Annotated in this window: 14 protein-coding genes; all 14 read left to right on the forward strand. The window is 71.4% G+C overall.

Annotated features, from left to right (window positions below; genetic code table 11):
* Positions 1 to 238 precede the first annotated feature (238 nt).
* The 14 genes from ABIH81_RS19485 to ABIH81_RS19550 all read left to right on the forward strand — a co-directional run bounded on the left by ABIH81_RS19485 (position 239) and on the right by ABIH81_RS19550 (position 12991).
* Complete coding sequence (locus ABIH81_RS19485) at positions 239 to 1216, forward strand: replication-relaxation family protein (RefSeq protein WP_349876326.1); 978 nt, start codon at positions 239 to 241, stop codon at positions 1214 to 1216.
* A 783-nt stretch (positions 1217 to 1999) separates the two neighbouring features.
* Positions 2000 to 2662, forward strand: coding sequence for a hypothetical protein (locus ABIH81_RS19490; protein WP_349876327.1), 663 nt, complete (start codon positions 2000 to 2002; stop codon positions 2660 to 2662).
* 116 nt (positions 2663 to 2778) lie between these two features.
* A complete protein-coding gene (locus ABIH81_RS19495) occupies positions 2779 to 3537 on the forward strand; it encodes a GGDEF domain-containing protein (protein WP_349876329.1) in 759 nt (252 codons plus the stop codon).
* Positions 3538 to 3653: 116 nt separating this feature from the next.
* Positions 3654 to 4076, forward strand: coding sequence for a hypothetical protein (locus tag ABIH81_RS19500; protein WP_349876330.1), 423 nt, complete (start codon positions 3654 to 3656; stop codon positions 4074 to 4076).
* A 135-nt stretch (positions 4077 to 4211) separates the two neighbouring features.
* Positions 4212 to 4640 (forward strand): hypothetical protein, encoded by a 429-nt coding sequence (locus tag ABIH81_RS19505; RefSeq protein WP_349876331.1) that lies wholly within the window; start codon positions 4212 to 4214, stop codon positions 4638 to 4640.
* A gap of 156 nt (positions 4641 to 4796) precedes the next feature.
* Complete coding sequence (locus ABIH81_RS19510; protein WP_349876332.1) at positions 4797 to 5450, forward strand: hypothetical protein; 654 nt, start codon at positions 4797 to 4799, stop codon at positions 5448 to 5450.
* Positions 5451 to 5524: 74 nt separating this feature from the next.
* Positions 5525 to 6274, forward strand: a complete 750-nt coding sequence (locus ABIH81_RS19515) for a hypothetical protein (RefSeq protein ID WP_349876333.1) — start codon at positions 5525 to 5527, stop codon at positions 6272 to 6274.
* 150 nt (positions 6275 to 6424) lie between these two features.
* Positions 6425 to 6778: a hypothetical protein gene (locus ABIH81_RS19520; RefSeq protein WP_349876334.1), complete on the forward strand. Its 354-nt coding sequence runs from the start codon at positions 6425 to 6427 to the stop codon at positions 6776 to 6778.
* A gap of 47 nt (positions 6779 to 6825) precedes the next feature.
* Positions 6826 to 7833, forward strand: coding sequence for a DUF4192 domain-containing protein (locus ABIH81_RS19525; protein WP_349876335.1), 1008 nt, complete (start codon positions 6826 to 6828; stop codon positions 7831 to 7833).
* Between the two features lie 148 nt (positions 7834 to 7981).
* A complete protein-coding gene (locus tag ABIH81_RS19530; RefSeq protein ID WP_349876336.1) occupies positions 7982 to 8659 on the forward strand; it encodes a GGDEF domain-containing protein in 678 nt (225 codons plus the stop codon).
* 277 nt (positions 8660 to 8936) lie between these two features.
* A complete protein-coding gene (locus ABIH81_RS19535; RefSeq protein ID WP_349876337.1) occupies positions 8937 to 10067 on the forward strand; it encodes an ArdC family protein in 1131 nt (376 codons plus the stop codon).
* A complete protein-coding gene (locus tag ABIH81_RS19540) occupies positions 10067 to 11002 on the forward strand; it encodes a DNA-processing protein DprA (RefSeq protein ID WP_349876338.1) in 936 nt (311 codons plus the stop codon). Before ABIH81_RS19535 ends, ABIH81_RS19540 begins: the two co-directional genes overlap by 1 nt.
* A complete protein-coding gene (locus ABIH81_RS19545) occupies positions 10986 to 11507 on the forward strand; it encodes a hypothetical protein (protein WP_349876339.1) in 522 nt (173 codons plus the stop codon). The genes ABIH81_RS19540 and ABIH81_RS19545 overlap by 17 nt, the downstream gene beginning before the upstream one ends.
* Before the next feature lie 134 nt (positions 11508 to 11641).
* Positions 11642 to 12991, forward strand: a complete 1350-nt coding sequence (locus ABIH81_RS19550; RefSeq protein WP_349876340.1) for a hypothetical protein — start codon at positions 11642 to 11644, stop codon at positions 12989 to 12991.
* The last annotated feature ends 168 nt before the right edge of the window (positions 12992 to 13159 follow it).

A 13159-nucleotide genomic window follows, 5' to 3' on the forward strand; every position in this document is an offset into this window, starting at 1 on the left:
GGCGGAACCCAACGTCCCTCAGCGGCCACGGGGGAGCCGCTGAGGGACAACGCGAGCGTAGGCCTGCGACTGGCGTATCGCCTGATCGAAGCCTCTCCTTGTCGATCAGTCCGGTCAGCGTCTGCCCACCCGGCCAGGATCCGGTCGTCGCAACGGCCGCCGACCCGGCTGGCACCCGGCGCCGTACTGCCGGGGCCAGGCCGCCCCCGTCCACCCAACAGCCCAGCTAGGAGCCGTCATGTCCGCTCACACCGAATCCCGACACTTCCCCGAGGGGGAACTCTCGACGGGGGACACATCCCTGGTCGTGCTCCGCACGACCGACCGGCGTCGAACCTCCAACCACACCCTCATCGACATCTCCCACCGCCTCCGGCCTCGCGACTACACCATCGCTACGCTCCTCGACGAGCACACCACCCTGACCACCGAGCACCTGACCTCGATCCTGTTCTCCAACCCCACCACCTGCCGTCACCGCCTGCAGCTCCTGCGCCGGCTCGGCTTCATCGACCGGTTCATCCGCAACCGGCCCGGCGCACCCAACCCGGTCTGCTGGCTGCCCGGCCTGCTCTCCGCCCGGTACGTCGCCCTGGCCCGCGACGAGAGCCCGCCCACAGCCAGGGCCCTACGGGAACGCCAGGATCGGGTCTACTCCAGCCCAACACTGGAACACCTCCTCGCGGTCAACGACGTCTTCGTCTCCCTGCTCGTGCACGCCCGCCGTCATCCCGGCGCGGCCCTGACCCGCTGGTGGTCCGAACGCACCACGGCGGCGGCGTTCGGCCACCGGATCAAACCCGACGGCCACGGCGTGTGGACCGACGGCAACGATGAAACCGGATTCTTCATCGAACTCGACCGCGGCACCGAACCGATCGGTCGGCTCGTCGACAAGCTGGCCTCCCACCGGAAGCTGCGAGCCGAAGGCGGCCCGCAGTACCCGATCCTGTTCGTCCTGCCCGGCCGGCTGCGGGAGCAGAACCTGCACCGCAAACTCGCCGACCGGCCCGAACCGTCCCTGATCGTCGCCACCACCTCGCCGGAGTCCGGGCCGGATCCGGCTGGCCCGGTGTGGCGGCTGGCCGGCAACGGCCGGCACCGGCTCACCCTGGCCGACCTGCCCAGCAGCCACGGACAGCCTGGTCCACTCGCTCCTGGGCCGGCGCGGCGCGCCGACCATCCGCTCCGGTTGGTCCTCGGCTCCGCCGCCTGACGTCCCGGCAGCGGCCAAGCCGACCGGTGGCTGCTCTCATCGCGTTCAACCGGCCGCACGCCCGTCTCCCAGCGCTGTGCACGGCAGGAGACGGCCCGAGGTCGGCGGGGGACACCGCGAGGCGGCCGAACACCGGCGTAGGCGGCGGGGAAGCCCCCATAATCATCGAGCTGGTCGCCGGCAAGGTCCAGGGCGGCGCCAACCCGCAGGAACCGGGCCAACCAGCCGCCTGATCGCCAGGCGCAGGCTGCGCGGTGCGCCGGACCGCGACGGCGGGGTGCGAGGTAATGCGTCGAGTGCGGCGACGTGGGCTTGCGACGTCACGTCGGTTACCCAACAGGGCCCGGGTGGTCGGTGGCGTTGGCCAACAGGCGTCGCGCCAACGCAACAGGGCCTTGACCACCAGCGCCCTCAGGTTCGCGGCCGAACCCAACAGCCCAGGTCAGCAGGGGTTTCCGCGTGATCCGCGCGATCGGGTGGCCTGTTGGGTGACGCCGCTACGGTGAAGGCTCATCTATTGAAACCCCCTCAGCACCATCATCCGGGCCACGCCGCCCACGACCGCGGTCGCAACCGCCCACCCGCCATTCGGCCGGTCGGCCTGCCCCGCCCGCAGGCGCCCCGCCCACCCCACAGCACCACAGCGCGCCTTCCACGCGCCCCACCGTGGGTTTTCCCCCGCGCGCTGCTGACCTCGTCGCGGTCACCGCCCACCTTCCTTCCCGCCGGGGAGTCGACGTCGGCATGCCCGCCCCACCACGCATGCGCCTCGAGGAGGAATCCGTGTCCAACACGTCCCTGACCATCGTGTGCCTGCCCAACGGCATCCCCACTGGTGAGCTGGCCACCACCGCCGCAACCTGCCTAGCAGCCTCGCGGCTGACCAGTCTCGGCAGCGCCAGGCACTTCCTCGTCAACACCCGCTTCCGCCGCCGGAGCCTTCTGCAGCCCTGGAAGGGCACCGCCGCCGGCGGACCCGTCCGCCTCCTGGATCTCGACGCCATGCGCGTCGCCGCCCGGCGGACCTACTGGTACCGCTGGCGCATCTGGAACCAGGTCGTCGCCGGCACCCGGCCCGCCCAGCCCTACTGGACGTTCCTCGAACGGCACCGCGCCGACCCAGGCCGCTACCCGATCGCGAAGGCGCAGCGGCACTACCTCGCCCAGCCCCGCATCGCGAACATGCTGACCTACAACGCCCTGCCGAACAGGATCATGGGGTTGCCCACCAGCCACCTGGAGGCATTCCAGACCGGCGCACACGGCTACGCCCACTACGGCTGGCTCTGCGCCGTCCCCGGCGACAGCCTCCTGTGCCTCGACGGCACCCACCTGGCGGCCACCCGCGACCAGTACGCCGCTCGCCTGGCCTACCTCGCCGAAGCCAACCGACGCCTCACCGCACTCAGCACCCGCGACATTCTCGTCGCTCTCTGCACCCGCTGAACCCACAGCAACCACATCCGCACAGGCGAACCGGTCGATCCGGTTCGCCCGTCTGCGTTTCCAGCTCCACCCGGGAAGGAGAACCCTTCATGCACCTCGCACCATCGGTTGCCGCCATGCGCTGGATCTCGATCGTCACCCCAGCGCTCGTCGGGTCCGTCGTCGTCTACCTACTGCTCACCGGCCGCGCAGCGCTGGCGGGCGTCATCGCCATGGTCGGCATCGCGCTGCAGGCGATTCCGCTGGCCGTGTACAACGACCACGCCGTACGGGCTGCGTGCCGCATCGCCGAGTTGGAGGCGCAGCTGGCGGTCGCGTACCTGGATCCCGTCACCGGGCTTGCGGTGCGCCGGGTCGCGGAACGGCACCTCCTCGACGCCGCCGGCACCGACGTGACCGTCGCCCTGATCGACGTCGACGGCATGCACGACATCAACGAAGCTCACACCCACACAGGCGGCGACCTGTACCTCGCCGCGGTCGCCGAACGTCTCGTCGATACCGTCGATGCCGGCGACCTCGTGGCCCGCCTCGGCGGCGACGAATTCGTCGTCGTCACCGGGCGAGACCCGCAGGCCCTCGCCCGGTCACTGGCCGCCGCGGTCGCGTCGCCGGTCACGATCGACACCCTCACCCGGCCGATGCGCGTCAGCATCGGCATCTGCCGCACTCCCGGCGGTGACCCGCACACCGCTCTTGGCCGGGCCGACCGGGCCATGTACACCGCGAAGCGCCGCGGCAGCGGAATTGAGCACTACGACCCGGCCCGCGACGGCGAGCCGCTCTCGCACGGCGTGCGCCCGACGGTCCGGCATCGCGACCGTCACATCCGCGACTGCGACGCGGCCAAGCGGACCCCGGGCAGGCCCGCGTGACCGGTGGACCTCCAACCAGCACCGCACGACCGACGCCGGTGTGCCAGCGGTGCGGGACGCCCAGCGACACGGTCCGCGGCAGCCAACCGTGGTGCGGCGCGTGTGGCATCTACCTGGTGCACGATCCCGAGCACGGCGACTGGGTCAGCTTCGCCGAATGCGACCACCGCCAGCGCGCCGCCGACAACCAGCGGCGTATCGCCGCCAGCGCCGGCCAGGTACACCGAGCGATGGCGGCGGTGCGCGAGCGGATGCCCACCGGCTGGCACGCTGCGGCCCGTCAGCACATCGACGGCGCCACCCACACCCTCGAGGTCGAGCCAGCCGCCGGCGGCATCGACGCGGTCGCCTACCTGATCCCACCCACGTGCGGATCCCGCGGATGGCGGGTGCGGGTCCACAACCGCACCTACCGGATCGACTTTCCGCTGTACCACGACGGCGGCGCCCGAGCGGCCTCGTTCGACACCGCCGGCGATGCCCTCGACGCCGCCATCCGAGCGTTGCGCGTCGAGATCGCCAACACCGCACATCGCTGACCGGCCGCTCACCCGCCGTCCACCCTTTTCCGTTCATCGGCCGTCGCCCGGCCCGAACACCCACGTCCCCTTGCGCACCCCGGGCACGGCCGCATCGCCGTGCCCGGATTCCCAACCATCGCAAAGGAGTCCGGCATGACCGAACTGTTCGCTGCCCGCGCCACCGTCGTCCCGCCCGCCGACCTGCACCTTGGGCAAGCCGTGCACGTCAACGCCCGCGCCGCGTGGCTGCCGGCCACCGTCACGTCGATCACCCACACCCGCATCGGTGTCGCCTACGCTGCCCCACTTCAGGCGAGCAGCCCGCTCACCGACGCGGTCGCCCCCTGGCTGGTTCGGCCCGCCGACGGGGTCCGACTGCAAACGGTGCACGCACTGCGCGCCGGCGACGACGTGGTCGTCTGCGACGGCACGGCGCTCACAGTCGCCGCCCTCTGGCAGGGCCGCGACCGCTGGTGGGTCATCGACTACACCAACGGACATCGTGCCGCCGTGCCGCCAACCGCGATCCTGCGCCTGATCGACCCGACGCCGCCAGTCAGCGTCAACGGCATCCCGCTCTGACCTGCCTCAGTCCCTGGCGCCACCGCCGGCAGGGCTCGACGGCACCGGCCGGATTCCCGCCGAGCTGACCGGCCATCGCCGGCACGCCGACCCCCCTTCGACCATCCCCCTTAGGCCCGGCATCCCGCCGGGCCGATTTTCCAGAGAGGTGTCACCATGACCCACACCGTCCCGCAGCTCGCGCTGACTGCCGAGCCGCACCGGCACCCGCAGCCGATCGCCGACCTCGCCACCGCGTCACCGGGCCTGGCGGTCACCATCCTCAACGCCGACGCAGTCGGCAACGCCGTCATCCTGGCACCGGACGGTGGCCGCCGGGTGCGCATCGTGGCCGACGGGCAGCTCCGCGAGGTCCACGCCGACCTCGACGCCGTGCCGATCAGCGACCCCGCGACCGCGCTGGCGCTGACGCAGCAGAGCCTGGCCTGGGCCGTGGCCACCCACCACGCCGCGACCGACCGGGTCCGTGACCTGGCCGCGGAGATCGACCGCCACCGCCACGCCCACGGCCAGCAGCTTGCGGAGATCCGGTCCTACGCCATCGCCCGCCACCGCGACGGCGACATCTGCCGCGACGGGCTCAACGCCTTCCTCCGACACTTCGACCTTGACGAGTACCAGCCGCGGCACCGCGTCCGGTTCACCATCACCGGCAGCTTCGACGTCCGGGCGGACGTCAACCGCGACACCGACGACACCGAGTACGACGTCCGCGAATACCTGCGGCTGAACACCGATCAAGTCGACAACGTCGACACCGACACGATCAGCACCCACATCACGGCCGACGCGATCGAGGCCGACGAGTGAGCACACCAATCGATGGCCCCGCCACCCCAGCACCGTCTGCTGACCCGCCGCCGACCGTGAAGGAGAACCATCCGATGGGCGTCCGCGCCGTCGCCACCATCACCGACCAACACGGCGCCAGCCGCTCGTTCTGGGCCGGCTGGGGCAGCCCCGAGTACCAGATCCCGCACGTCGCCGACTTCGTCGCCTGGGCCGACCGGCACCAGCGTCCCCTCACCGTGGCCACGTGGCTCGCCCACGCCGACGCCTTCCCCGGCACGCTGCCGCGCGTGGAGGTCACCGGCACCACCGCCGCCCACGACACCCACATCGGGGACCTCGACTACCGATACCAGCTGACCCTGCACGAGGACTCCAACGCCGTGCTGCTGCGAGTCCACCGGCTACGCGGACCGGTGGGGGAGCCGCAGCCCCGGCTCGTGGCCGAGCTGACCCACGCGACCCTCTACGGCGAGGCAGCCCGGTTGTGCGAGGTGATGGCCGACCGCGCCCAGCAGTGGGCCGACCGCCACGGCGGCACCCCACTGCCGGGCAACGACCCCGAAGAGTGGCGGCAACGCGCCGCCCGGTTCCGGGAGGTTCACGATTCGGTGCCGGTGACCGCCATCGCCGCGAACCTCGACTCCCGGCTCGTTGCCGCGACCTTCGACGCGCCGCACCCGTCGATACAGGTGGCCGGCGTGTGGGTCTTCGCCTACGTCGACACACACGCGGTGCTCCGCATCTCCGCGCACCTCGACGAGGCCGCGCAGTGGCTACGACGGCCCGACGGCACCGTACCGATGCGGGTCACCGTCCAAGGCGACCCCGTGTTCGAGGGCTAGCCGCCACCCCCAGCGCCACCCATAGACCCCCGCCCGCGGGCGGGCCTGACGGTCCGTGCGCCCCTCGCTCCTGGCCGACGCCCGGCCACCCCGTTTCGCCGGGCATGGCCAGACGGCCATGCCCGGCGACTCCAACCGACAGGAGTCCCCATGGCCCGCAGCGCCTTGACCTTCATCGTGGTCGCCGAGGACGGCACCAGCCACGAACACCACACCCGGCTGCGCGCCGGCACCGTCGACGAGCTGCTGCGCCGCGCGGTCGGCGGCCGGCTAAAGCCCATCCCGATCGGTATCCCGGACCTGTACGCGTGGTGCGACGAGGCCAGCCCCTCGACGGGCCGCCGCCCCAACCCCGTCGCCAGCCTGCTCATCGCCCGACTCGGCGGCGGCCGGCCACCGCTGGTCGGACCGGTCATCGTCACCGGCCGTCACGGCACCACCGCCATCAGCCTCACCGCCGACCAGGTCGACGCGGTGCTGGCCGCGCTCACCGGCTGTCGCTAATCCTCAGCCAGCCCTCTGCCAACTGATCATTCAAGGAGGACCAACCTGTGGTCGCACCCCGCACGCTTCGGCTCACCACCCGCGAGGACATCGTCGTTACGGTGCCCTACCTTCTCGGTTTCCACCCGCACGACAGCCTGGTCAGCGTCGTCCTGGACGACCGTCGGGTACGGTTCGTTGCCCGCCTCGACCTTCCCCAGCCGTCCGAGATCCACGAGCTGTCGGCACCGGCCGCGCAGACCGCCGCGCTGATCGCACGGTACGGCTCGGCGGCGATCCTCCTCGGCTACGGCCCGGCCGATCGCGTCGAACCTGCCGCCGACGTGCTCACCACGGCGCTGCGCGCCGCCACCGTCGACGTCCTCGAAGTCCTGCGAGTCGCCGACGGCCGCTACTGGTGCCTGTGCGGTGACCCGGACTGCGCCGACGCAGTCGTATACAACCCCGCGGCCAGCATCATCCCGGCGGAAGCGGTCTATCTCGGCATCGCCCCGCTGCGCGACCGCGCCGCGCTGGAACAGCTGATCGCGCCAGTCACCGGAGCGGAGCGTGGCCGGATGCGCGTGGCGGGCGACACCGCACTGCGCCGGCTCACCGACATGCTGTCCAACGGCGGCGTCCCACTCGCCGACGGGCAGCCGTCCCCGCCCGCGCACGTCGTGCACGCGGGGATCACGGCGGTGCAGCAGGCGTACGAGACCGCCGGACGCGGCGACACCCTGTCCGACGACGACGTGGCGTGGCTGGCCGCCGTGCTCCTGCTGCCACAGGTCCGCGACCACGCCTGGACGGCCTGCGACGGCAGCGACGAGCACCGGCGGCTATGGATCAACGTCACCCGCCGCGCCATCCCGGAGACCACTGCCGCCCCGGCCTGCCTGCTCGCCATCACCGCCTACCTCGCCGGTGACGGCGCGCTGGCGAACATCGCCCTGGACCGGTCCCTGCGCGCCGACCCGGACTACCACCTCGCACAGCTGCTCGGCCACGCCTTGCAGGCCGGTGTGCCGCCGCACCTGTGGCAGGCCGCCACCACTGGCAAGACCACCGACTAAATCGACGCAAGTCCGGTGCCCACAAAGGGCGCCGCCGGCATCCCCGCGAACCCCGCACCGGGTTCGCGCACCGCTTGAGGTGAGGGCAGCCGGTGGCACCCGGCCGCCCTCGACACCTCCTACCCATCGATTGGAGGTGTGGGCACCAGTGTCCACCCCCGCGCAGATCACCGCAGTCCTCGTGGCGATAGCGATCACCGCCGCCATCACCTACCACTTGACCCGGCGCCGCACGGCCGCCTACCACCGCGCGGCGGTGACCGCCGCCGTGCACGCCGCCCGCCGCGACGACCTGACCGGCCTGGGCAACCGCACCGGCTTTCACGCGGCTCTGGCCGACGTCGCCGGACGCCCGGTCGCCGTGATCCTGGTCAACCTCGACGGCACTCGGGGGTTCGTGGGTCGCTTCGGCAACCGTGCGCTCGACCAGCTGCTCGCCCTGACCGCCGGCCGTCTCCGACACGTCGCGTCCGCCGCCGGCGGGTCGGCGTTCCGGCTGCGGCGCGACGAGTTCGCCGTCATCCTCGCCGACCGCGTCGATGCCGCTGACCACGCTGCACGCCTCGTCGCGGCCGTCGCCGAGCCGACCGAAATCCACCTCTCCGGCCTGTCCATCACGGTCACCGTGACCGCCTGCGCCGGCGTCACCTCCTCTTCGCCGTACGCCGACGGCGATCGGCGGCTAGCGCTCATCCGCGCCGACCGCGCCATGCGCGTGGCGAAACGGGCTGGCCGCGGGCAAACCGCCGTATTCGACCCCGCGACCATGCGCGGTTCCGACGCAACGGCACCCTCCGACGCCGCTGACTGCGGCGAGACACCATGAAGACCCACAGGTTGATCATCTGTCGCGTGCGGCGACACGCCGAGCAGTTCCCGGCCAGCGAGGCACCCCACGGCCCCGACCTCGTCGAGCTGGGCTCGCCCGCCACACCGAACTCCTGGCCGATCCCAACACCCGTACTGCGTAGCCCCAACGCATTCCCATCAGCCTGACCGCCCGTGCCGGGCGGCGGCCTCACCTCGTGCCTACGGGCAGGTTGGGGCCGCAGCCGGTCCCAACCTGTCCGCCGCCACGAGGCGGGGATAGGAGGGCCACACCGATGGCCAAGAACAACCCAAGGGCCAAGAAGCCGAAGGCCAAGAACAGCCCGACGGTCGAGCGGGCAAGCCGCGGCGGCGACGATCGCGCCGAACTGCTGGCGAAGATCAAAGCCGACTTCGACCACCGGCTCGCCCGGATGGCTGCCGAACCGGCGCAGTGGGTCGAGTTCATCGACCACGTGGCCACGTTCGGCGCCCGCTACAGCCTGGGCAACCAGATCCTGCTCCTGGTCCAGGCCGAGGAGCGCGGCATCGAACCCCGCTACTTCCTGCCGTACGGCCGCAAGGACGGGTCGACCGGCTGGAAGGCCCACAAGCGGTACGTGCGCGCCGGGGAAAAGGCCTTCAAGATCTGGGCGCCGATCAAGCGGCGACCGACCGAGGAACAGGCCGCCGAGTGGGAGACGGCCGGCCGCAAGGTCAAGCGGGAGCCGTCCGGGCGTCCCGCCGTGCAGGTGGTCGGCTTCGGGCTGGCCAACACCTTCGAGTTGTCGCAGACCGACGGTGAACCGTTCGAACCGCCGACCGTGTTAGTCCGCCGACGGGTCCACAAGCGCGGCAACGACCCGCAGTTGCTCGTCGGCGACGACCCGACCGGTGTCTACGACGACCTGGTGAAGCTCATCAAAGACGAGGGGTACACGTTCGAGCTCGCCGCACCACGCACCGGCTACCTGCGCGGCGCGAACGGGGTCACGGTCCGGGGCCCGGCGGTGCAGATCGTGCAGGTCCGCGACGATGTCGACCCGGCCCAACGGACCAAGACCACCCTGCACGAGCTGGCGCACATCCGCTGCGGGCACCTCGACACCGCCGCGGCCGGCGAGAACGTGCACCGCGGCCGGAACGAGACCGAGGCCGAGAGCGTCGCGCACATCGTGCTGCGGGCCCTCGGTATGGACAGCGCGGCCTACAGCGACGCCTACGTGTTCGAGTGGGCCGACGGCGACATGGACCTGGTCAAGGAATGCGCCGAAACGGTGCTGCGGGTGGCCAAGCAGATCCTGACTGACCTCACCCCGGCCGACGGCGCCACCGACGAGACCGACCCGACGAAGGCACCCGACGAATGTGAGCCGGCCATGATCGACCTCGCTGGTGCCCCGACTGTCGAGCAGGTGGCCGCGTGATGGACACCTACTCCGACGAGCGGATCGCGCGAGCCACGCTGGGATGGCTGTGTGAGCCGGGCGATTCCCGCCTGCGGAAGCTGCTGGCCGAGCACGGCCCGGTCGACACGTTCGACATGTTGTCGGTGCGCGGTGTGCCGTTCGCGCCCCGAGCGGAGATCCGGCATCTGCCCGCGAAACGGCTGTGGGGCGAGGCGGCCGTCGCCGTCGACAAGGCCCAGCGGGGCGGCGGCCGGGTGGTGATACCCGCCGATCCCGACTGGCCGACCGGACTGCGTGACCTGGCCGGTGGCGAGCCGGTGTGCCTGTGGGCGCGCGGGCCGGCCCCGATCCCGCGGCAAGCGGCCTCGGTCACCATCGTCGGGTCGCGGGCCAGCAGCACCTACGGCAACCACGTGGCAGCCGACCTCGCCGCCCAGCTCACGGTCCACCACTGGACGGTGGTGTCCTCCGGCGCGCTCGGGATCGACGGCGCAGTTCTGCGGGCCGCGCTGGCCGTCGATGGTGACGCGGTCGCGGTCCTGGCATGCGGCCTCGACCAGCTCCACCCCCACCAGCATCGTGGGCTGTTCGAACGCCTCGCCGCCGACGGCCTGCTGCTCAGCGCCTGGCCTCCAGGCGCCCGGCCGAACCTGCAGCGAACGGCTGCCAACCAGATGCTGCTGGTTGCGCTCACGGCCGGCACGGTCGTGGTCGAGGCGTCGCTGCGCAGCCGGGCGTTGCAGGTGGTCCGGCAGGCCGTCGACGTGGGCCGCGTCGGCATGGTTGTGCCCGGTCCGGTCACGTCCGCCGTGTCGGCCGGCTGCCACGAGCTGTTGCGTACCGACCCGCGGGTCCGACCGGTCGCCCATGTTGACCATGTCCTGGCCGACCTCACACCGCAGTCCGCAAGCACGCCGGACGAAGGTGGTGGTGCCGGTGACGGCGACGCCTGACATCCCGGTGCACCTGCTCGGGCGGCCCCGCTCCGGCAGCCTCGTCGTCCCGTGGATCACCCCGGCCACCGCAACTGGGCTGTATCTGTTCGGCAAGCTCACCGACCTGTCGCAGTACCGGTGCCTGACCCGCAGCTTGTGCCAGGTGTGCGGCGATCGGCTGGGGGAGCGGGCGGTGCTGTTCGCCCGGGAGTCGGACCTCGTCTGCGAGTGCACGGCCGAGCCGGCGGTCTGCCCGCCGTGCGCGGCGTACAGCAGCCGGGCCTGCCCGATGCTCGCCGGCCGGCGTTCTCGGTACCGGGCCGGCGAACACCCGGCCCTGGCCGGGCTTCCGCTCGCCGCCGATCAGACGCTGCGGCAGGCGGCACCGGCGGAACCCTGGTACGCGGTCTGGGTCCGCGACTACGACGTGATCCGGCATCCGGCGCAGCCCGCCACGCTCGCCGCGTCGTGGCGGCGGATCCCGCCGCTGCGCATCCGACCCCTGCCCACCCGGGACTGGTAACGCCAGACCCAGCTACCCACCCGTTTGACCCTTCCGGGGATCGTGCCGGCCGCGTGCCGCAACCCCGGGGACGCCCCGGGGTGGGTACGCGGCCCGGCGCGATGCCCCGGTGACCGAGGAAAGGATGCGGGGCCATGTTCGAGCCATCCGCGCAGATCGAGTCCCTTCTCACCGCCGTCGCCTTGACGCAATCTGCCGCTGAGGGAATGCGGGCGATGACGCAACGGGAGTCGGAGTTCCCGAGCCCGTGGCAGGCGAAGCTCACCGGTATTGCCCTGGACCCCAAGGGTCGCGACCTCGCTGACCAGATCCTGGACGCCTACTGGTCCGACGAGCCGCGTCAGCAGGACACGCTGAGCTCCAGCAGCATCAACCGTGAGGTCATCATCGGCAGCGGATTCCACGCAGCAGCGTACGCCGCCGTTCGTGTCCTCAGCGGCTACCCGAAGCCACTGGTGCTGGAACGCAACGAGCGCGTCGGTGGCACGTTCGCCATGACCGCGCGGCCGACGTTCTACCTCAACTCCCGCAACCGCGCGGGAAGCGCCGGACTGGCAGGCGACCAAGGGGCAAGCCTCAACTACCTGCCGGGCGCACCACTCCAGGCAGCGAACGTGTCCATGACGGAGTACCAGATGAACACGGACATGGCGTTCGTGATCCGCCTCGCGTTGGCGCAGTTCGCCGACGTGGTGACCAACGCCAAAGTCCTGTCGGTCGCACGTGACGGAACCGGGGTGCAGATCGAGATCGAGGGTAACGCCTCACTTCTCGCCGGCCGGGTCATCGACGCCCGGGGCCTGGGTGACCCGGACGACCAGGACGTCGTCAACGGCACCACGATCCTCACCTTCCCGCAATTCATGCAGCGCATGGCCGGCATGTGGCCGCTGCGTGGTCTGCGTCGTGTCGCGGTTGTCGGTGGCGGTGACTCCGCCAAATGCGCCGTCGAGTCGTGCCTGGGCATCGCGCCGCAACCGTTCATGGCCGCTGCCGCGCTGGACCGGGTGGACCGGATCGACTGGTACGCCGACGACCTGCCGACGACGTGCGACCAGTGGCAGGAAGACATCCGCGGCAGGTATCAGGCCATCGGTCGCTACCTGCGGCCGGACGGGTTCGGCGTCCGGCGACTCAACGTGCTGGGTCGCCGGGCACGGCCCGTCGCGCTGCCCGGCGCGGCGCTCATCAATGGCCGCACGTACGACCTCGTCGTCGTCTGCACCGGCAACCGAGAGACGGACATCGACGGGCTCGACCTCGGATCCTTCGACGAGTACACCACTACCGACGGGAACGTCGTTGCTCGTGAGCACTACAACCTGCCCGCGTTCCGCGTCGGTCCGCACGCCAGGCTGCCTTTCACTCGCCGTGAGCGAGAGGACGGCGTGGCGGACATCGCCGCCAACGCCGTCTCGATCTTCCGAACGGCGACCAAGACAGCTGCATTGGCAGCAACTCTTCCTGCCGTGACACAGGACTAACGCACTGACATCGTCCGGCGCGCCAACGCCGAACTCGCCACGGATCGGCAGACCAGCTCGCCCTCACGGCTACGCCGTCACCGCCACGGGCACAACGATCAGCCCGCAGCCGGTCGCGGTCGCCGACAACCCAGCGTCAGCACAGCGGTGGCCCAGCAACGCGCCTGG

This window comes from Micromonospora sp. HUAS YX12 (genome assembly GCF_040215685.1).
In the GTDB taxonomy this organism is placed as follows: Bacteria; Actinomycetota; Actinomycetes; order Mycobacteriales; family Micromonosporaceae; genus Micromonospora; species Micromonospora tulbaghiae.